This window comes from Paenibacillus donghaensis, assembly GCF_002192415.1.
GTDB lineage: Bacteria > Bacillota > Bacilli > Paenibacillales > Paenibacillaceae > Paenibacillus_AQ > Paenibacillus_AQ donghaensis.
In genome coordinates, this window is record NZ_CP021780.1 from 3,106,149 (window position 1) to 3,128,700 (window position 22,552).

Here is a 22,552-nt window from a genome sequence, read left to right on the forward strand (position 1 = left end):
TTTTATTGCGTTAACCACTCTAATTCACCTAACGATCGTTGAGTTAAATATGCAAAAAAATTCATCCCTTATTTGGACCATAATTGAACATAAAAATCGACAATTCGTTCCACTTCCGCTTGATCCATGACTCTGTCGTTCCCAATTTGCTGAACAATGAGAACCACGATATGGGACAAAAACTGTGAAGCAGCGATTGGGAAATCCATTTCGCGGATATACCCTTGGGTGAATTGCTTCATCAAATAAGTAGACATGGCCGCAAATGGTTGTTTGGCCAGTTCATTTAACGCGAATTTCTGCTCCTGTTCCAATAAGGTTCTTTCCCGAATCAGGATTTGGAAGTATTGCCGATCGTTCACAATACGCTCGGTGATTCCTTGAATTAAGTTAAGTAGCACAGTCTGCAAGGACAGGTCCGCATGGAACGTTACTGTAAAAAAACCGACTATGCTGGTCATTCTTTCTTCTTGTGCATTTTGCAAAACGGCTTTTAGGATTTCCAGCTTGCCACCAGGAAAATAATGATATGTTAAAGCCTCTGCCATGCCAATCTCTTTATTTAATTCACGCATGGAAGTGGCATGATATCCATTTTCCGCGAACAAACGCTTGGCGATATCGAGGATTTGTTGTCTTCTCTCCGCTGCCTGTACATCGCGACTTGTCATCCGTTTTGATTTATGATCTTGAACCATAGCTAACTAAGCTCCTTTCACCAAACGTATGTTGAGTTAATAATAATTAATTATCTTTCCAGTGTCAAACTTTGCCGAACAGCCATCCGAATCCATGTTTAATCCAGGGCTGCCATAGGGATCCAACCCGACAGCAGCGCTCCACCCTCTGGATGGTTACCTGCTGCAAGTTCACCTCCGTGTTGCCTGACAATTCTTAGTGAAATGGCTAGCCCTAAGCCGCTGCCATCAACGAATCATCCCGGTTTCCGACAGTCGTGTAGCCTTAACCACATACTTCGCTAAACCGGGGAATATTCGGGCCAGTCCAGGATACAGCCGGTTGGTTCTGGCGAAGGCCAGCTTCTGAATTCGTCTAGCTCGCTTAAGCAGTTGGGTGAACTCAAGATTAGCTTCTTCTGTATAGCCGATTTGCCACTGATTATAGCTAATCACTTCCTTGAGATACTTATCTGTCCAGCCGGAACACAACAGCGAAGATCGCAGGGCAATCGACATTCCGTCGCCGCACAGCGGGGGAATCATGAGCATCGCATCCCCGACATGCGGGAATTCAGACCAAGGTTCCGGTAAGTCCGACAAGCGGACTGGCGCAATCGACACTTGTGAACCTGGTACAGGTGTTCCCTCGGCAAGCCTTTTAGCTAATCGGCTGTTTGTGAGGGCAGCTGCCTGCAGAATATCCGACACTGACTTTCCGCTCCCTTGCACGGAATCCAAGGTCAGCAGCGCGGCTACGTTCGTCATTCCGTCTTCAATCGGAGAAATTCCGATGTAGCCTCCATCACAGAAATAAAGCTCTACCTGCGCCGGCACACTAATGCCGCTGTAATGAGATTTTACACCGATGTATACGGTAACATCTCGGGCAACCTCTTCAGAGGAAGCTACCCCGCGAGGTTTCTTGGTTCCATAGGCACCTACGACAGCTCTAGCCTGATAAAGAACTTGCTTGCCTCCCTGCCTAGTGTCCACTTCGTATATATGATTATCCAACTTGCGGATGCCGGTAACTGTAGTTTTCGTTACAATTTCCGCTCCCGCTGCACTAGCTTTCTCATGCAGAATTCGGTCCAGCTCATAACGGCTAATACCGAACGCTTGCCCCGGCAGAGGGGCTTCAATCTCCCCGCCGTGAGGCATAATGATGCGCGCTTTGTCCATGGTGCTGGGTGAAACCTTTTGACTCAGGAGATTTACGCCGAGAACCTCAAGCATTTCCTTCGTCTCCGGAGACATGAACTCACCGCAGGTCTTATGCCGCGGGAAGTCCTGGCGATCCAGCAGGATCGTCCGGTGACCTAGGCGGGCAAGCTGAAGCGCACTGCTGCTGCCGGCAATCCCCGCTCCTATCACAACGGCGTCTACTTGCTTCAACATGATCAGTTCACCTGCTTTCGTTAGGAATCACAACCGAATAGCGAAACAGCGGTTTCCACGTATAAGTCATCGTTTCAGATTGAAGCTTATGCTTTAATTCTTGCCAGTCCCTGCCCTTAAAACCCTTGGCCACCGACAGCGGTCCGTCATGCCGGATATACCGGTTGCGCGAGATGATCCGCGTCATAACCCAGACCGCCGTATAAGATACCGGATGCCGGTGAATATCGTTGATCACCACGCCGTATCTGGAAGCTCTCCGCATATGGGACACCATATCGACCAGCTGTTCTCCGTCAAAATGATGAACGAACTGGGAACCTGTCACGATATCAGCAGAGGCATCCGCCAAATCTTTGAGATCCGCCTGCTGAACCTTCACTCTGAGTTCATTACGGAATAGACGCCTGGCTTCCTCGCAGGCTTCTTCCGTCATGTCAACAAGCGTAATCTCCAGCTGAATTCCCTTCTGATCGGCCCATTGCAGCAGCTTATGATTCACGTCACCCGAGCCTGCGCCCACATCAAGAATGCTGAGGGTGGTAGGCTCCCCGATTGCTTGCCATAACTTCTCTACGCCATCCTTGGTGGGACCTGGCGCAGCAAAGATTCGATTCAGCCGTCTCAGGTGCTTCAGTGCTTCGCTCAGTTCTTCTCCACCCATGGAGAAGTCATCCATCAGCTCATCTTCCTGCGCCCGGACCGACAACGTTCTAAAGAACGGCATGGTCCTGCTCCTTAACAGACGGAGAATACGCCGGAACATAGGTGAAGCGCATCAGCTCCGCTGTCAAACCGGGTCCAAACGCCATCGCTACACCTTCCTTTAATGCCCCCTCCTGAGCTTTCATGTCCAGACGCATCGCCTGCAGCACGAACATGATGGTAACGGAGGACAGATTGCCTGCTGTTCTTAAAATCTCCCTGCTGTACCCAGTCTGTTGATCGCTCAAGTTCATTACGTTCTGCACCGAATCGACAATACCCCGTCCGCCTGGATGTATCGCCCATAGCTCAGGAAGCTTGTCGTTTCCAAGCAGCACCCCAAGCTCTGATTCCAGGTGAGTTCCGAGCAGCTTCGGAATCCGTGGGGATAAATACAGATCATAACCGGTATTGCCCACCTCCCATGTCATATCCTCCGTTGAATCCGGCAGCAGTACAGAGTAGCCCGAACCCAGGCTCAAATAGTGGTGGTGGCGGGATTCCGGAGCCCCGATCACACAAGCAGATGCCCCATCGCCGAAGAAGGAAGCCGCAAATAACGCTTCTCTTTCCTTAGCGGGTTGGAAATGAAGCGTACACAGCTCGACACAGACGACCAGCACCCTGGAGCCTGGGGCGCCCTGGACGACATCCCGCGCCATTTGGATAGCCTTCAAGCCGGCGGCACAGCCCTGAAAAATTAGCGGGAGCCGATTCACGCGCGGCGACAGCCCCAACTGCCTGATCAGCATGACATCCAATCCCGGCAAGTATTGGCCTGTACAGCTGACGGTAATCAGATGGGTGATGTCTCCGGGAGACTGCCCCGCATCACTTAAGGCCTTCTCAGCCGCCGCTAGTCCCAGCGGAAGCGCCTCTTGTTGATATTTCTTCATCCGCTCCTCGGTTGTCGGGATGCTTGACTGGTCTCCCGAAAGCAAATAGCGGCAGCCCTCTGCAGAACCCAAGTAGCTGTCATCACAGGTATAACGCGTTTCAACTCCGCAGGATTTGAAGATTCTTCTGGCGAAGCGGGCCAGATCCGGGTGGTCTTGCAGGGAGGAAGCAATCAACTGCGCAACGTCTGACTGTGCAATTGAATGGACGGGCAAGGCCGTTCCAATTCCCAGAATCGCCGCCTCGGAGTTACTGTTCAGCAGGTTCATAGTTAAGCCTCCGGCAATGGATTTTTTTTATTTTTTAGACGATCAATGTTTACCCTTAACGGAGCCTTTATAATCTTGATTAGCGTTGTATCCTTATCCTATAGGATGGAACATATGGTCCATTGATATTCAGCCTGAATCTGAACATCTGGAATTCCATATGATTAATGAAAGCTTCCCCCACCCTCTTGTCTCTTCTTCCGTAAAAATGTATAGTTTTCTCTTAGAGACCTATTAAGGAGGTTCTAACATTGAATACGGATAAACACACCGCACTGCTCTTAATAGATGTACAAGAAGCCATGTTCTCCTATCCTGGTATCCGCTTATATGATGAGGCTGGAGTGATGAAGCGGATCATCGCCCTGCTGGGCAAAGCACGCCGGAACGGGGTGCCGGTAGTCTATATCCAGCATACAGAGGATCAGGAATATACCAAAGGAACCCCCACCTGGCAGATCAGCGCGCGGATCGCACCGCAAGCGGGTGATTTGATTGTCGAGAAGCCTACCTGGGATGCTTTTCACCAGACGGTATTGCATGAGGAGCTGCAGCGCAGAGGCATTAAACGGCTGGTCATCGCCGGAATGCAGAGTGAATTCTGCCTCGATACCACCTGCAGACGCGCTTACAGTTTGGGGTATGAGAGCATCCTGGTCGAGGATGCCCACAGCACCTTTGACAATGCCTATCTCAGCGGGAGGATATTGTGCTGCACCATAACGCGATTCTCGGCGGACGGTTTGTCCAGCTGTGTGCGGCGGACGAGGTGGAGTTCGAGACGGTCGTATAGAAGCGACCCGTATAATACAAAGAATCCGATCCCGGAAATGGGATCGGATTCTTTTGTGCTGGCAATTAAGTTACTTGAAATGGCTGCTTGGGACACCCTTATAATTTTGAACAGGATCGATGTAGGCTATAGCTGTGGACGCTCCGCGAACGGACCGTTGTTCCAATCGTTGAGGCGACCGCTGCCGCTTTTCCACAATCAGTCCGTCCTCTCCGCTGGTTAAGCAGAAAAAGGTTACTACATCGTTACTACCTAGGCCCAGCGAGGAATTCGAGGGAATTTTGCCTCTCATTTCAGCAATCGGCACTCCTCAGAACAATTCAAAGGCCTTTTTGCCTCTCATTTCACCATTCGGCGCTCCACAGAGCAATTCAAAGGTCTTTATGCCTCTCATTTCACCATTCGGCACTCCTCAGAGCAATTCAAAGGCCTTTATGCCTCTCATTACACCAACCGGCGCTCCAAGGAGCAATTCAGATCAACGTTACTCAAGTACATGCTCAAGAGTTAGTATAGGTAACATAATGGTTACTACTTAGGACCCGCTGTGGGTGTAGAGTGCTGCACTAGAGCGTTCAGAGAAATTAGATGCGAAATGGGTTACTACTTAGGTCCAGTGAGGAATGATAGGGAAATTCTACCGCTAGTTGGACGAAGGTTGGGCGTTCTGGTGAGATTATAGGGAATTTTTACCACTGATGAGGTCCTATCCGCTCCGAATAGCCCTAAATGGACGATGTAGTGGTCACTTTTCCCTATAAGCCACGACAATCGAGCATGAGCCAGGTATTAACATTAGCCAATTAGTTGCAGTTTTTGTTACTACTTAGGACCCTGCGACACTCCAAGCCCTTGAACTAGGTAACCTGCATTTTAGCGGACCGTATAGCCCCTATTTCCTCCTATCTGCGATCTTTTGACGTCTTACGGACCGTATAGCCCCTAAGTCGTCAAAACAGGCTCTAAAGCGAGGGTTTTCTGTGATATAGAGGCTCCTGGGTCCGTTAATCCTGCAAAACGGCCTATGTACAGCAAATAGAGGCTCCTGAGTCCGCAACCGTCTGAAATCGAAGCGAGGGTTACGAGCGAAGAGGGCTAGGGGACCTAAGTAGTAACCAGTTTTTCATCTAATTTATGGTTCCAACTTATCTAACTACCCTCGGAGTGTATTCCAGCACCCTTATCCTTCAACCAACATTACTCCTGAATGCCTGCTTCCAGCGCCATCTCGATCATGTGGTTAAAGGTAGTCTGCCGTTCCTCTGCCGTAGTATCTGCTTCACCGCTGAACAAGTGGTCGCTGACGGTCAGAATCGACAAGGCTTTGGCACCAAAAGAGGAAGCAATCGTATAGAGGGCGGCAGTTTCCATCTCGATACCCAGCACACCATGAGCGGCCAGCTTCTTCACAGGCTCCATGCTGTCCCGGTAGAACGTATCTGCTGTAAGCACATTACCTACCTTGATCGACAGGTTATTGCTCACGCCCGCCTCATAGGCATGTCTCAACAGCCCAAAATCGGCATGAGGGGCATAATCAAAGCCTGGAAAACGCAGCCGGTTAACATTGGAATCCGTACTTGCCGTCATGGCAATAATCACGTCACGCACCTTAATATCGTCCTGAATGCCGCCACAGGTTCCGACACGGATCAATTGCTTCACTCCATAATCCCGGATCAGCTCAGTCGCATAGATTGAGATGGAGGGAATCCCCATGCCGGTTCCTTGTACGGAGATCCGTTTGCCTTTGTATGTACCTGTAAATCCGAACATTCCTCTGACCTGGTTGTAGCAAACGGCATCCTCCAGAAAGGTTTCCGCGATATACTTTGCGCGCAGGGGGTCACCTGGCAACAGGATCGTTTCGGCAATTTCACCGGCTTGTGCACCAATATGAATACTCATGATTTCGCTGACTGCTGTTTCAGCAGGGCAGCTCTCACCTCCAAAGCGTTTCGTTAAATCGTAATATGCCGGATGCCAAAAGTCAATTCACTCTTTAACAGGCTCACGAATGCCAACTTCTCTGAGCAGAACGGTTCCTGCTGGCGTTAGCTCAAACCTGAAGCTGAGCGAACGCCATTCGCTTGGATCAAACTCGGGATTCGCGGCTACAAATTCGGACACGGGTATAGCAAAGCTCTGAAACACAGGTTCTTTCGTCGGTGTAAAAGAGGTAAAGGGAAATTTCAGCAGATTCCCAGTCACCATCGGCAGCAGGTAGGACACTTTGCTCAGTGCTACGGTTGCCACATGACCTTGTGTATCCTCTAGGGCAACGTTCATATCGATCAGAGCTGGTTCGCCGGACTCATTCTGGTCAGCCATATCAAAAACGATCAGGCTGTCGCTCCCCGCACCCACCTGATTATCCGGCAAACGAAGGGTATAAGCTGGAACACCGCCGCCGGCAGTAGCTTGATCCCAGCCCAGTTGCACCGCACGGTACAGTTCCGGGCCATACTTCATCTCCACCTGCTGCTCACTCCACTGCTCCAGATGTTCTCCGGTCCACTCCCCACCAGGTAGCGAAGAGCTGCCAGGGTCTACGTCCTCTTGATAATTGCTAAGCAACGTGGTCTGTGAATCCATATAATTACTGACATACATCGTATTCGGGAGCCATTCCCGCGCATAACCCAGATCTGCAAACACGGCACGATACTCATCCGCCCCTTTGAGCGTGGCATCCAGAAAAGCTGAAATCAACACCTGTGCAACCTGTTGCTGCTCATTCGGGGGCATGAGCTGAGCGATATTATAGAGCTTGTTGTTGAGGCCTATACTATCTTTGTCGCCCCATGTCGTGTTAAATTGACCATGATTGGCTCCATAGATATAGACTGAGCTTTTGAAGAAGTCACTGTCCTTGGCAAAAGAAAGCCGGTTGTATTGGCTGGCCGCACTAAAAGAACTAACATCCATGTCATGTGCGCCTTGCAGCGCCAGAAAGTTCAAATTCTTCAAGTACGTTGGCTGGCCCGCCGGTTTATATTGTCCGTCTGTCCCCGCAATTGAAATGATCGAGCGGATATTGAAGCCGTAATCGAATTTGATATTGCCGTCTTCAGGGTAGGCTGACATTCTGTTAAATGCGGCGGCTGAAGTAATCGCTTCTCCTCCCCGCGAGTGTCCAAGCAGCGCAAGCTGGTTCATATCCACTTTTTCGTAAAAAGGATTGCCGGGACTCGTATTCCACTGCTCCCACACCTTCAGATGTTCAAGCATCAACCAGCCTCTGGCCGGATTCTCAGCTTCTAGCGTATTCAGCAGCATCAGATCGTCATACGGTGAGGAATTGAGGAAATTCTCATCAATCGAAATAAAGATATATCCCCGGCTGGCAAGCAGTTCCCCTAAGTACTCGTACCCAGTATCTGAATAATCTGTCGCATCATGATTCCCATGAACGGAGATTACGAGAGGAAATGGCCCGTCACCTTCAGGATACGAGACATGACCATTAAGAGGCATCCGGTCCGAGCCGAATCCGAAGGTTGATTTGCGCAGAGAGGACCAGTTGTCTACAAAAGCAGAGCCGTTGACCGGTTCTGTGACCAGGGAGTTCTCCTGATTAAATTCCTTCCTGTAGCCGTCTGCACTGCCATAAGTGATCTTGCCTATCTTGTACGTTCCTTTAGAAGCCGGATTGGCCAGATCACTGGCGTAGCGCTCCGCTGTCTTCAGCTCTTGCAGCAGGTAGCCGACAGGCTGTTCGGTAGAGCCGTTCGACAATAACCAATATCCACCGGTCAATCCCATAAGCAGCATGAATAAGGCCAGCACGAGGGCAACCGCTCTGGATCTGAATCTGGCCTCACGGTATTTACCCGCAGACCAGCGGTAGACCAATGCCCCCAATCCAGAACACACTACAAGAACTGCCAACCAAATAAGAATCCCGATCAGCATCGCAGCGATGAAACAGAATAGAATCATCAGCATCGATGCAAGAGCTATCCAGACATAACGTGTCGGCAGTTTCTTAATAAGATGAAACATTGCAGCGAGCAATCCAGATACTAGCAGAAACGCTGCTAGCAATAGCGCAGTTCCAAGTAATTTCTCCCCGATACTGCGGAACTCCAGTATGTAATAAGCTTGAAAGAGAAACAGCACCAGTGCAGTCAAACCAATACCGGCACAAGCTCCTTTCCAGCCGGGAGTGAGGGCTGCCATCCTCCTCTTGATACCGTACAGCCTTCGTTTGAATCTGGTCATTTCCACTTCAGTTTGGGTCAATTGTGCCACCTCGTATGTATTCTTTTGTTCCACTCATCCCTATCAGCCTACCATGTCCATATTATCCCTGTACAGACAATTTGCAGCTACAACAAAAAGCCACTCTCACGAAATGCTGAGAATGGCTGGCATAATAGAAACCTGCTACAGCTTATTGATTATCAAATCTGATCTTGAAGCCCACCTGGCTGTTGGTATTGACATTCTTCACTTTGACTACCAGAGAGGCATTGGGAGCCAGCGAGATTCCGCCGGACAGCGAAGTTCCGCTTCCCAGGCTAACCGTCGAACCGTTGGCATACACCAGCGAATATTGGACATTCAGCTTACCAGCTACCTGGTCGGTTGCAGTATCGAGGGGTCCTACGTTAGTTATCCGAAAAATGGCTGTCTGATTGACCGCTTGCGGGTTAGTGTACTTGAAGGTGACGGTATCGTCATTCTTCAAACTGTGCTGGACGAAATAATTCAGATTCGGAATCACTACTGTAGACGAAGCGGCGAAAACGGAAGAGAACATACTGAACATCAGCACCAGGGCGACGGCAGCAGCAACCAAGCTTTTTCTTCTCATCATCTTCCTCCTCAGGCAAAATGTAAGCGTAGACATCAGCTTGTCCCCATTCTACACTTTTTGGTTATATTTGTATATATAACATTTTATTCCTTTGTTGCAAATCGATCCAACCTTCGAAAAAGGAGTTCTTCTTATCCTATAAGAATTCCCTTCCAGTATCAGCTTATTGTTCAACACAAAAAGCATCACCGTCAGCCAGCCCGGGATGCTCATTGCCGTAGCTATTCGTGTTACGCTTTTCTCCCGGGCAGGCTGTCTGCCAGTCCCCGGCCAATCAGATTGGCCGAGACCGGGGTTTTGCCCACCTCTCTTGCCCAGACGGACAGTTGGCCAACATGATGGATCTCATGGGCAAGGGCATGCCGCATGACTTCGCCCCAGGCCAAGTCCTCCATACTTCCGTCCATGCGTTGCTGCGTATAAATTCTACGCTCCAGTGATTCATCCCAGCCCCGTACAAACGGCTCGATATCCGCCCGGAAACGGGCATCCAGCGCACGCACTTTGGCGAGGCTGCGATAGCCTTCGAAGTCCTCCTGGAAATCTGGTTTGCCCTGAATGGATTGAATCCAGCTCCACTCCACGTCGGCGATATGGAACAAGGTCTTCAGTATACTGCCCACCCCGCCGGAACGTGGCTTCAGCAGCTCCTGCTCCGACAGATTCTCACACCAATGGTACCACTCATCCCTGACGATCCAGTTGTATTGAAACAGCGTCTGCATGTGTATTCCTCCATACGTCGGATTTGAGCATGATAAATGATCAAGTTCAATTTCTTATAAACCAGTTTACCACGTCTTACGACAGCAGCTCCAGTTCATGCAGCTTCTCCAGGATCACCCGGCTGACTTCAGATACCCGGTCACGCTCATCATAGGAGAACCATGCCCACTCTTCGATTTCGGCCGCTGCCTGCAGTTCACCTTCATATTCCGCCGAATAACAGGACATCTTCACCTGGATACCATCCGCTTTGCCATTAGCCTCCGCGGTGAACACACCTATGTACGACACGGTTTCCCGCTTGATCCGCACCGACAGCTCCTCGGCGACCTCGCGCACCAGCGTGTCGGTATCCGACTCGCCGGATTCCCTCTTACCGCCGGGCAGGTAATACAGCTCTTTGCCGCGGGAACGAGCGACCAGTACCCGCTGATCGCGGATACAGATCCAAGCGACCTTATCGATGACAGCGGTCATAGGGATTCTCCCGCAGGCTTCGTATTCAGCTTCGCCTGGCGGCTTCCACCCAGCTTGAATACGAAGATGCCGCCGATGATCACCAGCACGCCAAGCAGCTGATTAAACGTGAACGGAACCTTTTCCAGCCCCAGCCAGCCCAGGGAATCGAACAAGAGTGCGAACCCGATCTGTGAAGCCATTACGATGGAAATGGCATACGTGGGAGTCAGCATCCGCATCGACTGCATCAGGCAGATCACGACGCCGACACCGATCAGACCGCTGATCCAGTACCATGGCTGCATATTCTGCAGCGCAAACGTAGCTCTGCCCTCCACGATCAGGCTGATCGTAAAGGAAGCGACAAACCCCATGCCCAGCACAAGTGTTGTAGCCGACCACGCCCCTGTGCGCTGATTGACATTGCTGTTAAATATATTTTGCAGACTGACGAGCGCTCCAGCGATCATCGCCAATAGTAATCCCATAACCATGTGTAATTCCTCCAGTGTGTTATTCAGTCTTCCTGAGCCATCATGCCTTTCCTTACAGCTTCAGAATAATGACGCCCGCAATCATCATGAAGAGACCAATAAACTGCGTCCGGTTCATCTTCTGCTTCACTACCCCGAACCAGCCGCTCGTGTCGATCACAATCGTCAGACACAGCTGGGCGATCAGCAGGGCGGCAATGGTAAATGTAACCCCGATCTGCTGGATGGCCGTCACTTCACTGAAAATAACTACCGCGCCGTATGCGCCGCCGGTCATATATAGCGGGTTGACCTTGCGGAATTCCTGCCAGTTGCCGTCCCGCACGAACAGCAGAATCAGCAGCGCCATCAGAAATCCGGTCAACTGGGTAACCGTCGCCGCCTGCCACGTTCCGATATCCTGACCGATTCTTGCGTTGGCCACACCCTGCAAGGTAATACAAGCCCCACCCAGTATTGCAAATATAAATCCCTTCATTGCTGCTCTCTCTCCCTCTGTCAACTCTGCTTCCTTATTCTTTAGTTCTTCTTGTCTAATTAAATAATAGATAATGATCTTACGGAAGGACATATGTCCTGAAGTTGCAAATCCGTACTAGTCTCCCCCTTAGAACGGCAAAAAGAACCGGCTGCGCCATCCTGCAGGGAGGGCATCCGTTTCTGCGGCAACTCGAAAGATGAATGATCAGGTGAATCTTATAACGCGAGGGATTCCTCGGTGAATCATTTTAAAAAAAGCTCTCCTCCAAGGGCTCCTACAATTACGATCACCCAAGGTGGCAATTTCCAAAAGATCAGCATACCGAATAAGACAATTGCAAGGACAAAATCTCCCGTAGAAAGTATTGCAGAAGTCCAAATCGGGTTATACAATGCCGCAAGAAGAATACCCACAACCGCAGCATTCACACCCATTAGCGCACCTTGCATAACAGGGCTTTTACGCACACTATTCCAGAAAGGCAAGGCTCCAACAATCAGAAGGAAGGCAGGCAGGAAAATGGCTACAGTAGCTACAGCAGCTCCCCAAACTCCGTGAATCATAGTGCCCAGATATGCCGAAAATGTAAATAAAGGACCAGGTACAGCTTGAGTCGCGCCGTATCCGGCCAGAAAATCTTGTTTGCTAATCCATCCCATAGGAACGACTTCCCTTTCAAGCAGAGGCAGCACCACATGTCCTCCACCAAACACAAGGGAACCTGATCGGTAAAAACTATCGGCAAGTGCAACCCAGGAATAATCGGTCAATTGGCGCAGTATAGGCAGCACGAAAAGTAAGCCAGCAAATAGAATTAGACAAACTGCAGCTACCGCACGCTTGATGGGAACGTGCAACTCCGAAGCTAGGGGAACTTCCTTGTTTCGATAAAGCAACAAACCGACGATTCCAGCAAGCACAATTAGGATAACCTGACTAAATGCAGTCTGCCATACGAGTGTAAAGACCATGGCTAGAATAGCAAGCGTTTGCCGTGTTCGATCCGGTGTTAGCTTCTGGCCCATACTCCAAACAGCCTGTGCGACAATGGCAACAGCAACGATCTTCAATCCATGTATCCAACCGCTATTTCCAAGTTCAAATCCTTTCAACAACAAGGCAAACAATACGAGCGCGATCACTGATGGAAGTGTGAAGCCGAGCCAGGCAACCATACCTCCGAGTAAACCACCACGCAGGAGGCCGATACCTATCCCCACCTGACTGCTCGCTGGACCTGGTAAAAACTGACACAGGGCAACCAAATCAGCATAGCTGCGCTCGTCCAGCCACTTTCTTTTTTGTATGTATTCGACATGAAAATACCCAAGATGAGCAACAGGCCCTCCGAAAGAGGTGAGTCCTAACTTCGTTGAGACCAACCCTACCTCAAGCAGCGTACGGAATTTCGCTTTCGATTTGGGGTCAATTCCCATAGACATGTATGATTCCTCCAGTGAGTTATTCAGTTTTAAGGTGAAGCATCTTAAAGTGCGAGTGCTTCTTCGGTGATCTGGCGGATATTAATGGAGGAGAGCGTTTCTTCATTCACCATGTCGGGGAGAATCTCTTCGAGGAAATAATCAACACTGCGGAGTTTGATATGTTTGATTTTGATCAGCGCGTTGCGGTACATCACGACAAATTCCTTCTCCGTATTGCCGCGTTGCAGCTCGGCGAATGCTTCGTAGACCTGGTCCATTTTGTCGGCAACCTCAAGAATCAACCCTTCCAGCGAGTCATCCTTGCCTTCGCGCAGCTGGTGGTAGAACGTCCCCTTGAACTCCTGCGGGATATGCTCTTCAATGAAATGGTTGACCATGCCTTCCTCTACCTGCTGAATCAGCTGCCGCAGCTGCATGGAGGAATGCTTCACGGGTGTCTTGATGTCCCCGATAAAAATCTCGCCGTAATCATGGCTGCTGGTGATATTGTACAGCTTCTTCCAATCGATCTGTGCGCCGTGCTTCTCCTCAATATCGGCCAACGTTTTGGCATATTGGACGACCTTCCATGAATGCGCCGCGACACTGTGCTCCTCAAACTTAAATTTGCCCGGACAGCGGATGATCCGCTCCAATTCGTTCAGTGATCTGAAATATTTGTGTATGCCCATGTGTTCAACCGTCCTTTGCTGGGATGAATTCTGTTGTCCATTCTATTAAGTATAGACGACCTGTGTTAATGGGTGATTAACGGGGTATGAAATAAAAGGGCATCTCATTGGCTGTTATCGTTTACAATTAAGCATGCCCACGTTATGAACATAATTATGCAGTTTGCTATAGAGAGGAGAATTCCCAGTGGAAACTACACAGATTATCGCCGTTGCCGCTCTGATTCTTGCCCTTCTACTAATGGTCAAGGTATTCAGTCTGCAGGGCAAAGTCAATGAGCTGCGCTCAGACGTTGCTCGGCTGAGCAGCATAAACGGCCATCCGGGAATGACGAAGTCTGCCCCTGCGCCACTTACCGTTCCGTTGCCTTATGCGTACAGTTCGGGGGCTGCTGTGACAAACAACGCTGATCTTGACGCACGATTGCTTTCGCTGATTTCGCAGGGGCAGAAGATTAAGGCTATTAAAGAGATGCGTGAAGCGACGAATATGTCGCTGAAGGATGCCAAGGATTATGTGGATGGGCTGGCGGTGCGTCATGGCTATTAAGCCTATAATGGGGTTCTAACCGTGTCCGAATGCTAACAGCGGCTATGCCGTCCTCCCAGAGGATGGCATAGCCGTTTAAATGTAGCAGGAGGTTTTCAATCAAACATCTTTGTTCCGATAGATCCGCAGGGAGATCAGGTAAGAGCAGCCTAGGATTAGCACATACGCCACAGCAAAGATCAGGTACAGCAGCCATTTCCGGTCCGTGCCCAGATCAGACCAGCTGTTGATGAGAGGCAGCTTGGTAGATAAGTTAGCGAACACGCTGGAGCTGGCCATGATTACCACCATAAACACGATATTCACATACTGTGAGCCTTTTGAGCCCAGCCAGTAATAGAGCGGCAAATAAATAGCGGCAAGCAGCGGGAACGCAGCAGTCGTAAGGCCAGTTTCTCTCCAGAATCCAGCGCCCAGCTCTTTCCCCATCACGGTTGCTGCAATGAAAATGACAACAACACTAAGAAAGCCGAGCAGCGCAAACGGAACCGTTGAGACATATTTGGCGGCTACAATCTGTTGCCTGCGCAAGGGCAGACTGAGTAGATACCGCTGGTTCATCTCACTGCCATCGATCGAGCAGGCATTGATCAGCAGCAGCAAGGAAGGCAGCAAGGTGAATAGACTGAAGCTATCGATATTCGTATAAGCCATCAGCAGATAATAGAGCAGAATCGGCAGCAGAAATTTTTTGGATAAAATCATGTCCTTGCGGATCAGGTAGACAGCGCTTGTCATGTACAGCACTCCTCTATGTAATCATATATGTGCAACAATAATCTTAACTTCTAAATAATACTAATGACAGTCTGTAAGAGGCATAGAGCAGTAGTAGATCACACACACCAGCACCTGCCAACAACAACGTATCCGGGAGTCCGGTATAGCCCAATTCTTGGGCAATCAGAACATCAACGTCCAGCTTGGCGGCGCTGATAATAAGTAAACTAGTACTAACATTAAACAGCGTGTTCATTACTTTCCTGTACTCCATTCCGAAATAGACGGGCAGATACAGGGCAGCACCGATAGGAATAAGCACTATACTTAGGATCAAAGCGTTCCCGTAACCACTTTTCTCCATGATGCCCAGAAGGCCAGCCACACTGGAGAGCACGAACGAACAGAGCAGTGCAAACAGCAGATACGGAATCAGACTTAAGTATTTAGCCCTGACAATCTCCGTGCGGGTTACCGGAAGACTCATCACATATTGCCAGTTATTCTGACGAACCTCGATAGAACAGCCGAACATGAGCAGCAGCAGACAAGTGATCATAACATCGAGACCCGAGCTTTCCGGCAGATTGTATAAGATAAACAGGTTGTACGCGACCGCAAAGCAGCTGAAATAGCGGACCAGATAACAATCCTTCCGAATCAGCCGGACCACATTAGACATGCAGCGTACCACTTCCCTTGACGGTAAAATACATAATTTCCTCCAGCGTAGGCGTCTCGCAAATCGCAATGCTCTTGAAATACTTCTCCCCTTCCGCCCGGTTGCTCACCAGTCCCTCGAAGCCATGCGCCGTCTCCCGCAGACCTGTGAACCAGGCACGCACATCGCGGTCCAGCAGCTCCTTGCCGCCTTTGACCAGCATGTATTTCTCCGGCAACACATCCTTCATCTCATCAAACACAAGCTTGCCATCATTCACAAAAACGATGTAGTCCGCAATCCGGCCCAGGTCGGTCGTATTATGGGTGGAGAACAGAATCGATTTATTCTCATCCTGAATATGTTCACTGAGCAGATCCAGCAGTTCTCTGCGGAACACCGGGTCCAGCCCTGCCGTCGGTTCATCCATAATCAGCAGCTCGGCCCCGTGGGACAAGGCGATCGCCAGGGCGAACTTCATCTTCATTCCCTTGGACAGCTCCTTGATTTTCTTATCCTCCGGAAGCTTGAAGTGATCCAGGTACCGCTGGCACAGCTCTTCATTCCATTGGCTGTAGAAGGGGGCGGTTATTTTCTTCATCTGCTTCACGGTGAGGTGCTCGTAGTAATAGTTCTCGTCCGACACATAGCCGATCCGGTCTTTGATGGAAGCGGCATGCAGCAAGTTCTCTTCGCCAAAAATGCGGATGCTGCCCTGGTCCGGGTACACCATGCCCATGATCATCTTGATCAGCGTGGTTTTGCCAGCACCGTTAGGCCCGATCAGGCCAGTAATAAACCCCTTGCGGATGGTGAAATCCAGCTCTTTGATCGCAAAGCGATTATAGGTCTTGCTCACCTGACTGATTTCGATCACGTTGTTACTCATTCTTTGTCCTCCTCTTCATAGAGCAGCTTCATCATTTCCGTAATTTCGGCAAAATCAATGCCCAGCAGCTTGCTCTCCTCGATAATCTCCTTCATTCGGCTCTCCACGATCCGCAGCCGCTGCTCGCGGATGAATTCCTGGTCCGCACCCGACACGAACGAACCCTTGCCGACAATGGAATTCACCAGCCCTTCCCGTTCCAACTCCTCGTAAGCCCTCTTGGTCGTAATGACGCTGATCTGCAGCTCTTTGGCCAAGAGCCGGATGGAAGGCAGCGGTGTACCGGAGACCAGCTCTCCCTGCAGAATCAGCTGGCGGATCTGGCCCACTATCTGGGCATAGATTGGTTCACCCGAGGTGCTTGATATCAAAATATTCATGTTGCAGCACCATCATCTCTTTGTATTTATTGTGATTAATGTATATATGTAATATATACACTATAGACAGGGTTGTCAATCCCTTGGCGGCAAAACAAAAAGAGCGTCCTCACAACCGTTTAATGGGTTGCGGGACGCTGTAGGTATCATCCGGAACGGCTAGCAACGACCGGAATCTCTGCCATCTCCCGGGTCAGCACATGCACCTCCGATTCATGCACCCCTGTGCCGGTTCCCGTAGTCAGGATGAGCACAAACTCGTCTTCCCCCTTGCCATCTAGATTGCCCAGAGCGATCTCCGGATAAAAAGAAGGGTTGCCCACATTTCTCCACTCATAGGCGCTCGACTGGTCTCCGATCTGCACCGTAAGCGGTGAGAAACATGTCCTTGCTCTTCAATTCACTTCCTCCTTAGGTGGAATAAGTCATGTATTGTTTAATTATTCCATACCCATTCCTTAAGGATGTTAATAAAGCGTCACATTTGATTTAAAACTTAGTAACCTTCTCCGGCTGCGGGCTGAACTCCTTATAGTCGATGAATTCTACTCTGTATAGTCGATGAATTCTACTCTGGTTGCTGTCCCCGTAGTTTTTGGAAAGTTGCTTCTGGAGTGCCCCGCCTTTCGTTAGGGACCGTATAGCCGCTATTTGTGCAGATGTGGCCACTTTTGCTTGGGTAGCGGACTCCAGTGACCTTATTTCCCGCAAATGAGTGCTAAACCAGCGGTTGTAGCCCACATACGAGCTCTGGAGTCCGTTAGCCGCATAAATACGCAGTTTTTGGACAAATAGCGGCGCTGGGGTCCGTTAGCAGAGAACATAACTGGTTGAGTGCGATGGTCCGGGGTTGTGGGGTTGTGGGGTTGTGGGGTTGTGGGGTTGTGGGGTTGTGGGGTTACGGGCTTGCGTGTTTACGGAGTTCAGGGCACCGGAGGGGCCGCTGAAGCTAGCCCCAAGCCCTAATCGGCCAGAAAGCCAACAGGGGACGTTCGAAACAGGATTATGATTTAGACCAGCTCAAAGGCTGCCTCCTGCCCAGCTCTTGAATATGTAAAAAGCGCGGATCAGGGTAACCTGCACGCGCTTGATTTATTAACTATTTTCTTCCAGCTCATCCGGTACGTCGTATTTATCGATATGTGAGGTTATAGCTTCAACTGCTTCGTTGACACCCTTCGTGGCGGGCACATTTCGGATTACATCATCAGTACGGTCGTGAAAGTTCAAATTGTCCGCTTCAATGGCTTTCTGTTTAATTTCTTTGTCTTTCATGCTCAATATCTCTCCCTTCTTATTTCACTTCATATTCAGAGTTCGTCTTTACTATGCACGAGGTGAAGGTCTGTTATTCATACATTCTGTTAGTCTATCCAGACCAATTGCACTAATTAATAGCCGTTCTTTCCTGTTACCTAACATATTTTGTGTCCATCTACAAAACCTCCATCACCAATGTAATACTCCGTTTCACCTATAACTGTCTTTAAAGTGAATTGCAAACCTTTGTAATACTGGTTTTCTTTATTCGGCTCACCTGTACTTACCGATACATTCATTGACAGTTCATGCCCGTGTTTTATGATCCTTGAGATCTATGTAATACTAACTTCAATTTTATTAATTATTTCAGTTATAAGTTTTTTCATCGCAAGAAATAGAAAAACATCAAGCCACACTCAACCACAAAAAGAAAGCAGCGATTCTCCAATCACCCGAGAATCACTGCTGTGCTTGATTATTACTGTTTGCCAGGAAGCCAACACGGTTACTTGTAGACGTCCTGCAGGAATCCGGTGGCCGTATGAGCCGCGATCAGCTCGTCGCACATGCTGACAATATCATCCATCGACAGCTCAGCCGAGGTATGCGGATCCAGCATGGCTGCATGATAGATATGGTCCTTCTTGCGGGTCATGGCCGCTTCGATCGTCAGCAGCTGGGTGTTGATGTTCGTGCGGTTCAGAGCCGCGCACTGCGGCGGCAGATCACCGACGAAGGTAGGCGTAACACCGCTGCTGTCTACTAGGCAAGGGACTTCGACGCAGGCTTCCCGCGGCAGGTTCGTGATCAGGCCGGTGTTCATGACATTGCCGCCGATTTTGAACGGAATGTTCGTCTCCATCGCCTCCAGAATGTAGGAGGCATATTCATGAGAGCGGGTATGCTCCAGCTGCTTGTTGCCCACCAGCTCCTCGCGCATCTGCTGCCAGTTGCTGATCTGCTCCACACAGCGGCGCGGATACTCGTCCAGCGGAATCTGGAAACGTTCAATCAGCTCGGGATAATGGCGCTTGATGAAATACGGATGATATTCCGCATTATGCTCCGAGGACTCAGTAATGTAATAGCCGAATTTGAGCATCATCTCGTAGCGGACCATATCCCCATGGTGCTCCTGCTGCTTCTCCGCCGCCCGGCGTTTAATTTCGGGATAGAGATCCTCTCCATTCTTAGTGACCTCTAGCAGCCAGGCCATATGGTTGATCCCGGCGATCTTGGCCTGCACACCGGTTTGGTCGATACCCAGATGCTCAAACAGGCCGGGGATGCATTGCTGCACACTGTGGCACAGACCTACCGTCTGCACGCCGCCGTAAGTGTTCATAACATTCGTCAGTACAGCCATCGGGTTGGTATAATTCAGGAACAGTGCATCCGGGCAGACCTCGCGCATCTCGGCCGCGAAATCGAGCATGACCGGAATCGTGCGCAGATTGCGGAAGATCCCGCCGATACCCGCAGTATCGGCAATGGTCTGGCGCAGTCCGTATTTCTTTGGAATCTCAAAATCTATAATCGTAGACGGATCATAACCGCCGACCTGAATAGCGTTGATCACATAGCTGGCTCCGCGCAGTGCTTCCTTGCGGTCGGTATAGGACTTCACCTGGCAGGTGCTGCCGCTGCTTGCTTTGATATGGTTCAGCATATTCTCCGAATCGTTCAGGCGCTGCAGGTCGATGTCGAACAGGGCCAGCTCGAAGCCCTGAAGCGCGGGGGTCTGCATACAGTCCCCCAGCACATTTTTGGCGAACACGGTACTTCCCGCACCGATAAATGTAATTTTGGGCATGGCAAATATTCCTCCTCTTAGTTAAGGCGGCCTATGCTTCCAGAGCCAATAACTGCTGCAATGTCGGCATTCTCCGCTGCTCTCTTCCTTATCTACTATAGAGTAGAGCGCTCCCAAACCCTATGGAGAAACCTAATTCGATTATGGATATTTGTTGCATTGTTGCAAGCGGTATCGTATGTTGAAGGGAGAACAATGTTAGGATAAAAGAAGGTAGGAAGCTATGAACCCTGAACATTATGAATTTATGGTGGGCTTCAATCCGCAACCTGAGGAACGTGAGCTGACCGTGCTGTTCAGCGGTGAAGGCAGACCGATTCCCGGTCACAAGATGGGCCCCTCTGTCCACGATTATTATCTGATCCATACCGTGCTGACCGGTGAAGGCCATTTCCAGAGTGGCAGCCTCTCGCAGACTTGCCGGGCCGGGGACACCTTCGTTATCTTTCCCGGCTCGCTGTTCAGCTACCAGGCCGATTCGTCCAATCCCTGGCATTATGCCTGGGTTGCCCTGCAAGGTGAAGACGTTCAGCAGCTGTTCGCCGAGGTTGGCATTATCCGTGGCCGTCCGCTGCAGCAAGCCGCCAATGTCGCCGAGCTGCACCACTTGTATGAACGCATCCGCTTGTCCTTCAAGCAGTCTGCTTATCCCCGGCTGGAGAATCTGGAGGCTTCCGGCTGGCTGCGCCTCTTACTCTGCCAGCTTGGCCTCGCCAATGCCGCAAGCCTGCCCGAGCATTCCGTGCTGCTGCCGGACGTGATCGAGCTGCAGATTGACCAGGCGATCCGCTGGCTCTCGCTGCAGTTCCACCAGCAGATTAGCATCGACCAGTTGGCCTCTACGCTGGGTTATCACCGGGCGCATCTATCCAAGGTCTTCAAGCAGCGGACCGGACTGTCCCCCAAGCAGTATCTGCTGAAGGTAAGAATGGACAAGGCGCAGGCGCTGCTTAACGGCCCGCTGACGATTGATCAGGTGGCTACTTCGGTCGGCTATAACGATGCTCTATATTTCTCCAGGCATTTCCGCAAATGGTGCGGGATGTCACCGAGCGAGTTCCGCAGCAGCCTGCGCTAGAGCAGACTGCCGTGTCTTGTCGATGATACCCTTACCACTAAAGGAGGTTCATTATGTATTCCAAACCTAAGCTAGTCCTGTTCTGTAGCTCGCAATCCTTGCCTTGATTACTGTTTACGCCTGTACCAGGATGTATCCGCACCTGCACGTGCTTTCTCTAGAATAGCTTGTATAAAAGCCGTTTTGCCAGCGCCGTAAGCATCCCTATCGTTGCGGTGCTGCCCGGCGAGCCTGTTCTTAAGTTCAGCGTAAGCTTGACGGTCCGCCTCATGGGAACACAAATAGTCACGCAGAGCAAGGTGCTCCACGAACCCTTTGCCGTCCTGTGGGCAGACGAACAAGTGATATTTCATGAATTCGTCTTCCTGTATCCGCTTGAATGCCTCCCTGCCTTCGATTCCCTGGTTCCCCTCGTGCACATACCCGATCTTCGCCAGCCGCTCGATGATTTCCGGCAGCACATCATAACTTGCCATTACCAGATCCAGATCTATAATGGGCTTGGCATCGAGCCCTGGGACAGAGGTGCTGCCGACATGTTCAACGGCAAGGATCAGATCGTCCACATAGGGCAGCAAGTATTCTTTGATTCTAGTGAATTCATGCGCCCATTCCGGGTTATAGGGTACTACTTCTATGGCTTGTGTTCTTGCCACGATGATATTAACCTCCTAAGCAATCCATAATTTATGTTCATTTTATTATATCAAGCCACTCACGGGGCCGCATCCATCACATCCTTGATGCTGATCCAGTCCCAATCATCCTCTGACCACCTGAATTTAAGCTGTCTGTGCTGAACATTGACCATCATCACGATGCCGCGGGCAGTTCTGTCTCCCTCCGGATCGAATAGCGTCAAGGTAATCGCGCTATGCTCCTCCATCGATTGGGCGAAGATGTGCTGCAGCTCGTCCAGCGCCTGAGGGTCTAGCTCGGGTCTGCGCCGCAGCTCCTGCCGCTGTGCGTCGTCAAGAATCCGATCCTTGTGCTCAATCAACATCATCCGGCTGCTCTCCCAGAGACCGTTGCCTTCCAGTTTCTTTCTCATGCTGTCTGCCTCCATGACCTGACGATTCTCAAATACGAACATTTGTTTGTATTATACTCGCATACGTACAGGCTTACAAATGTCAAAAAAATCCGCCAGCCTGCTAAGCAGACCAGCGGATCAAATAAAACAGCAGACCCTTGCAGCAATATTTTAAATTAGATCACAAATGCCTTGGTGATAATAACCAGCAGGATGAACAATACCAGAATACTTGTGGTAGAAGTAAACCCGCCGCCGTATCCGCCGACTCCACATTCACTCATTCCTAACGCCTCCTTTTACTCCTTTTAATTGAGTACATCAC

Annotated in this window: 26 protein-coding genes; 3 read left to right on the forward strand and 23 right to left on the reverse strand. The window is 50.2% G+C overall.

Annotated features, from left to right (window positions below):
- Window positions 1-68: 68 nt before the first annotated feature.
- The 4 genes from B9T62_RS13325 to B9T62_RS13340 all read right to left on the reverse strand — a co-directional run bounded on the left by B9T62_RS13325 (window position 69) and on the right by B9T62_RS13340 (window position 3,949).
- Window positions 69-698: a TetR/AcrR family transcriptional regulator gene (locus tag B9T62_RS13325; protein ID WP_087915693.1), complete on the reverse strand. Its 630-nt coding sequence runs from the start codon at window positions 696-698 to the stop codon at window positions 69-71.
- 228 nt (window positions 699-926) lie between these two features.
- Window positions 927-2,078, reverse strand: coding sequence for an NAD(P)/FAD-dependent oxidoreductase (locus tag B9T62_RS13330; RefSeq protein WP_087915694.1), 1,152 nt, complete (start codon window positions 2,076-2,078; stop codon window positions 927-929).
- Window positions 2,079-2,085: 7 nt separating this feature from the next.
- The gene (locus B9T62_RS13335) at window positions 2,086-2,805 is read right to left on the reverse strand and encodes an SAM-dependent methyltransferase (protein ID WP_087915695.1); all 720 of its coding nucleotides are present in this window, start codon (window positions 2,803-2,805) and stop codon (window positions 2,086-2,088) included.
- Window positions 2,792-3,949 carry a type III polyketide synthase gene (locus tag B9T62_RS13340; protein WP_087915696.1) on the reverse strand — a complete coding sequence of 386 codons (1,158 nt, stop codon included), beginning with the start codon at window positions 3,947-3,949 and terminating at the stop codon, window positions 2,792-2,794. The genes B9T62_RS13335 and B9T62_RS13340 overlap by 14 nt, the downstream gene beginning before the upstream one ends.
- A 251-nt stretch (window positions 3,950-4,200) precedes the next feature.
- Here B9T62_RS13340 and B9T62_RS41480 point away from each other — a divergent pair, with 251 nt between their 5' ends.
- Window positions 4,201-4,965 carry a cysteine hydrolase family protein gene (locus tag B9T62_RS41480; RefSeq protein ID WP_342746168.1) on the forward strand — a complete coding sequence of 255 codons (765 nt, stop codon included), beginning with the start codon at window positions 4,201-4,203 and terminating at the stop codon, window positions 4,963-4,965.
- 974 nt (window positions 4,966-5,939) lie between these two features.
- Here the strand turns inward: B9T62_RS41480 and deoD are convergent.
- The 9 genes from deoD to B9T62_RS13390 form a co-directional block, all read right to left on the reverse strand.
- The gene (gene deoD / locus B9T62_RS13350) at window positions 5,940-6,650 is read right to left on the reverse strand and encodes a purine-nucleoside phosphorylase (protein ID WP_087915697.1); all 711 of its coding nucleotides are present in this window, start codon (window positions 6,648-6,650) and stop codon (window positions 5,940-5,942) included.
- An 87-nt stretch (window positions 6,651-6,737) separates the two neighbouring features.
- Window positions 6,738-8,996 (reverse strand): alpha/beta hydrolase, encoded by a 2,259-nt coding sequence (locus tag B9T62_RS13355; RefSeq protein ID WP_342746192.1) that lies wholly within the window; start codon window positions 8,994-8,996, stop codon window positions 6,738-6,740.
- 142 nt (window positions 8,997-9,138) lie between these two features.
- Complete coding sequence (locus B9T62_RS13360; RefSeq protein ID WP_157685595.1) at window positions 9,139-9,564, reverse strand: hypothetical protein; 426 nt, start codon at window positions 9,562-9,564, stop codon at window positions 9,139-9,141.
- 230 nt (window positions 9,565-9,794) lie between these two features.
- Window positions 9,795-10,289, reverse strand: a complete 495-nt coding sequence (locus B9T62_RS13365; RefSeq protein ID WP_087915699.1) for a DinB family protein — start codon at window positions 10,287-10,289, stop codon at window positions 9,795-9,797.
- 76 nt (window positions 10,290-10,365) lie between these two features.
- Window positions 10,366-10,767 carry an NUDIX hydrolase gene (locus B9T62_RS13370; protein WP_087915700.1) on the reverse strand — a complete coding sequence of 134 codons (402 nt, stop codon included), beginning with the start codon at window positions 10,765-10,767 and terminating at the stop codon, window positions 10,366-10,368.
- The gene (locus B9T62_RS13375; RefSeq protein ID WP_087915701.1) at window positions 10,764-11,243 is read right to left on the reverse strand and encodes a DMT family transporter; all 480 of its coding nucleotides are present in this window, start codon (window positions 11,241-11,243) and stop codon (window positions 10,764-10,766) included. The genes B9T62_RS13370 and B9T62_RS13375 overlap by 4 nt, the downstream gene beginning before the upstream one ends.
- 52 nt (window positions 11,244-11,295) lie before the next feature.
- Window positions 11,296-11,721, reverse strand: a complete 426-nt coding sequence (locus B9T62_RS13380; protein WP_087920265.1) for a DMT family transporter — start codon at window positions 11,719-11,721, stop codon at window positions 11,296-11,298.
- A gap of 245 nt (window positions 11,722-11,966) precedes the next feature.
- Window positions 11,967-13,166: a chromate transporter gene (locus B9T62_RS13385; protein ID WP_169834376.1), complete on the reverse strand. Its 1,200-nt coding sequence runs from the start codon at window positions 13,164-13,166 to the stop codon at window positions 11,967-11,969.
- Between the two features lie 44 nt (window positions 13,167-13,210).
- Window positions 13,211-13,840: a YfbR-like 5'-deoxynucleotidase gene (locus B9T62_RS13390; protein ID WP_087915702.1), complete on the reverse strand. Its 630-nt coding sequence runs from the start codon at window positions 13,838-13,840 to the stop codon at window positions 13,211-13,213.
- Between the two features lie 187 nt (window positions 13,841-14,027).
- Here B9T62_RS13390 and B9T62_RS13395 point away from each other — a divergent pair, with 187 nt between their 5' ends.
- Window positions 14,028-14,390, forward strand: coding sequence for a ribosomal protein L7/L12 (locus tag B9T62_RS13395; protein WP_087915703.1), 363 nt, complete (start codon window positions 14,028-14,030; stop codon window positions 14,388-14,390).
- Window positions 14,391-14,489: 99 nt separating this feature from the next.
- Here B9T62_RS13395 and B9T62_RS13400 read toward each other — a convergent pair whose 3' ends face one another.
- From B9T62_RS13400 to melA, 7 genes are all read right to left on the reverse strand, one after another.
- Window positions 14,490-15,128 (reverse strand): ABC-2 transporter permease, encoded by a 639-nt coding sequence (locus B9T62_RS13400; RefSeq protein ID WP_087915704.1) that lies wholly within the window; start codon window positions 15,126-15,128, stop codon window positions 14,490-14,492.
- A gap of 43 nt (window positions 15,129-15,171) precedes the next feature.
- Window positions 15,172-15,792 carry an ABC-2 transporter permease gene (locus B9T62_RS13405; protein ID WP_087915705.1) on the reverse strand — a complete coding sequence of 207 codons (621 nt, stop codon included), beginning with the start codon at window positions 15,790-15,792 and terminating at the stop codon, window positions 15,172-15,174.
- Window positions 15,785-16,660 (reverse strand): ABC transporter ATP-binding protein, encoded by an 876-nt coding sequence (locus B9T62_RS13410; RefSeq protein ID WP_087915706.1) that lies wholly within the window; start codon window positions 16,658-16,660, stop codon window positions 15,785-15,787. The genes B9T62_RS13405 and B9T62_RS13410 overlap by 8 nt, the downstream gene beginning before the upstream one ends.
- Window positions 16,657-17,040 (reverse strand): GntR family transcriptional regulator, encoded by a 384-nt coding sequence (locus tag B9T62_RS13415; protein ID WP_087915707.1) that lies wholly within the window; start codon window positions 17,038-17,040, stop codon window positions 16,657-16,659. Before B9T62_RS13415 ends, B9T62_RS13410 begins: the two co-directional genes overlap by 4 nt.
- 146 nt (window positions 17,041-17,186) lie before the next feature.
- The gene (locus B9T62_RS39015) at window positions 17,187-17,363 is read right to left on the reverse strand and encodes a hypothetical protein (protein ID WP_169834377.1); all 177 of its coding nucleotides are present in this window, start codon (window positions 17,361-17,363) and stop codon (window positions 17,187-17,189) included.
- Window positions 17,364-18,135: 772 nt separating this feature from the next.
- On the reverse strand, window positions 18,136-18,315 hold the full coding sequence (locus tag B9T62_RS13420) for a hypothetical protein (RefSeq protein WP_087915708.1): 180 nt from the start codon (window positions 18,313-18,315) through the stop codon (window positions 18,136-18,138).
- Between the two features lie 493 nt (window positions 18,316-18,808).
- Window positions 18,809-20,116: an alpha-glucosidase/alpha-galactosidase gene (gene melA / locus B9T62_RS13425; protein WP_087915709.1), complete on the reverse strand. Its 1,308-nt coding sequence runs from the start codon at window positions 20,114-20,116 to the stop codon at window positions 18,809-18,811.
- Between the two features lie 223 nt (window positions 20,117-20,339).
- On the opposite strand from melA, the gene B9T62_RS13430 reads away from it, so the two are divergent.
- A complete protein-coding gene (locus B9T62_RS13430) occupies window positions 20,340-21,194 on the forward strand; it encodes an AraC family transcriptional regulator (protein WP_087915710.1) in 855 nt (284 codons plus the stop codon).
- Window positions 21,195-21,301: 107 nt separating this feature from the next.
- Here the strand turns inward: B9T62_RS13430 and B9T62_RS13435 are convergent, their stop codons facing one another.
- The 3 genes from B9T62_RS13435 to B9T62_RS40250 form a co-directional block, all read right to left on the reverse strand.
- Window positions 21,302-21,850, reverse strand: coding sequence for a GrpB family protein (locus tag B9T62_RS13435; protein ID WP_245864448.1), 549 nt, complete (start codon window positions 21,848-21,850; stop codon window positions 21,302-21,304).
- 59 nt (window positions 21,851-21,909) lie between these two features.
- Window positions 21,910-22,245, reverse strand: coding sequence for a YolD-like family protein (locus tag B9T62_RS13440; protein ID WP_157685598.1), 336 nt, complete (start codon window positions 22,243-22,245; stop codon window positions 21,910-21,912).
- 158 nt (window positions 22,246-22,403) lie between these two features.
- Window positions 22,404-22,511 carry a YjcZ family sporulation protein gene (locus tag B9T62_RS40250; protein ID WP_211296457.1) on the reverse strand — a complete coding sequence of 36 codons (108 nt, stop codon included), beginning with the start codon at window positions 22,509-22,511 and terminating at the stop codon, window positions 22,404-22,406.
- Between the last annotated feature and the right edge of the window lie 41 nt (window positions 22,512-22,552).

Coding starts and splice junctions, on each gene's coding strand:
- B9T62_RS13325 (WP_087915693.1), bottom strand. CDS start 698: ATGGTTCAAGATCATAAATCAAAACGGATGACAAGTCGCGATGTACAG.
- B9T62_RS13330 (WP_087915694.1), bottom strand. CDS start 2,078: ATGTTGAAGCAAGTAGACGCCGTTGTGATAGGAGCGGGGATTGCCGGC.
- B9T62_RS13335 (WP_087915695.1), bottom strand. CDS start 2,805: ATGCCGTTCTTTAGAACGTTGTCGGTCCGGGCGCAGGAAGATGAGCTG.
- B9T62_RS13340 (WP_087915696.1), bottom strand. CDS start 3,949: ATGAACCTGCTGAACAGTAACTCCGAGGCGGCGATTCTGGGAATTGGA.
- deoD (WP_087915697.1), bottom strand. CDS start 6,650: ATGAGTATTCATATTGGTGCACAAGCCGGTGAAATTGCCGAAACGATC.
- B9T62_RS13360 (WP_157685595.1), bottom strand. CDS start 9,564: ATGATGAGAAGAAAAAGCTTGGTTGCTGCTGCCGTCGCCCTGGTGCTG.
- B9T62_RS13365 (WP_087915699.1), bottom strand. CDS start 10,289: ATGCAGACGCTGTTTCAATACAACTGGATCGTCAGGGATGAGTGGTAC.
- B9T62_RS13370 (WP_087915700.1), bottom strand. CDS start 10,767: ATGACCGCTGTCATCGATAAGGTCGCTTGGATCTGTATCCGCGATCAG.
- B9T62_RS13375 (WP_087915701.1), bottom strand. CDS start 11,243: ATGGTTATGGGATTACTATTGGCGATGATCGCTGGAGCGCTCGTCAGT.
- B9T62_RS13380 (WP_087920265.1), bottom strand. CDS start 11,721: ATGAAGGGATTTATATTTGCAATACTGGGTGGGGCTTGTATTACCTTG.
- B9T62_RS13385 (WP_169834376.1), bottom strand. CDS start 13,166: ATGTCTATGGGAATTGACCCCAAATCGAAAGCGAAATTCCGTACGCTG.
- B9T62_RS13390 (WP_087915702.1), bottom strand. CDS start 13,840: ATGGGCATACACAAATATTTCAGATCACTGAACGAATTGGAGCGGATC.
- B9T62_RS13400 (WP_087915704.1), bottom strand. CDS start 15,128: ATGACAAGCGCTGTCTACCTGATCCGCAAGGACATGATTTTATCCAAA.
- B9T62_RS13405 (WP_087915705.1), bottom strand. CDS start 15,792: ATGTCTAATGTGGTCCGGCTGATTCGGAAGGATTGTTATCTGGTCCGC.
- B9T62_RS13410 (WP_087915706.1), bottom strand. CDS start 16,660: ATGAGTAACAACGTGATCGAAATCAGTCAGGTGAGCAAGACCTATAAT.
- B9T62_RS13415 (WP_087915707.1), bottom strand. CDS start 17,040: ATGAATATTTTGATATCAAGCACCTCGGGTGAACCAATCTATGCCCAG.
- B9T62_RS13420 (WP_087915708.1), bottom strand. CDS start 18,315: ATGAAAGACAAAGAAATTAAACAGAAAGCCATTGAAGCGGACAATTTG.
- melA (WP_087915709.1), bottom strand. CDS start 20,116: ATGCCCAAAATTACATTTATCGGTGCGGGAAGTACCGTGTTCGCCAAA.
- B9T62_RS13430 (WP_087915710.1), top strand. CDS start 20,340: ATGAACCCTGAACATTATGAATTTATGGTGGGCTTCAATCCGCAACCT.
- B9T62_RS13440 (WP_157685598.1), bottom strand. CDS start 22,245: ATGAGAAAGAAACTGGAAGGCAACGGTCTCTGGGAGAGCAGCCGGATG.
- B9T62_RS40250 (WP_211296457.1), bottom strand. CDS start 22,511: ATGAGTGAATGTGGAGTCGGCGGATACGGCGGCGGGTTTACTTCTACC.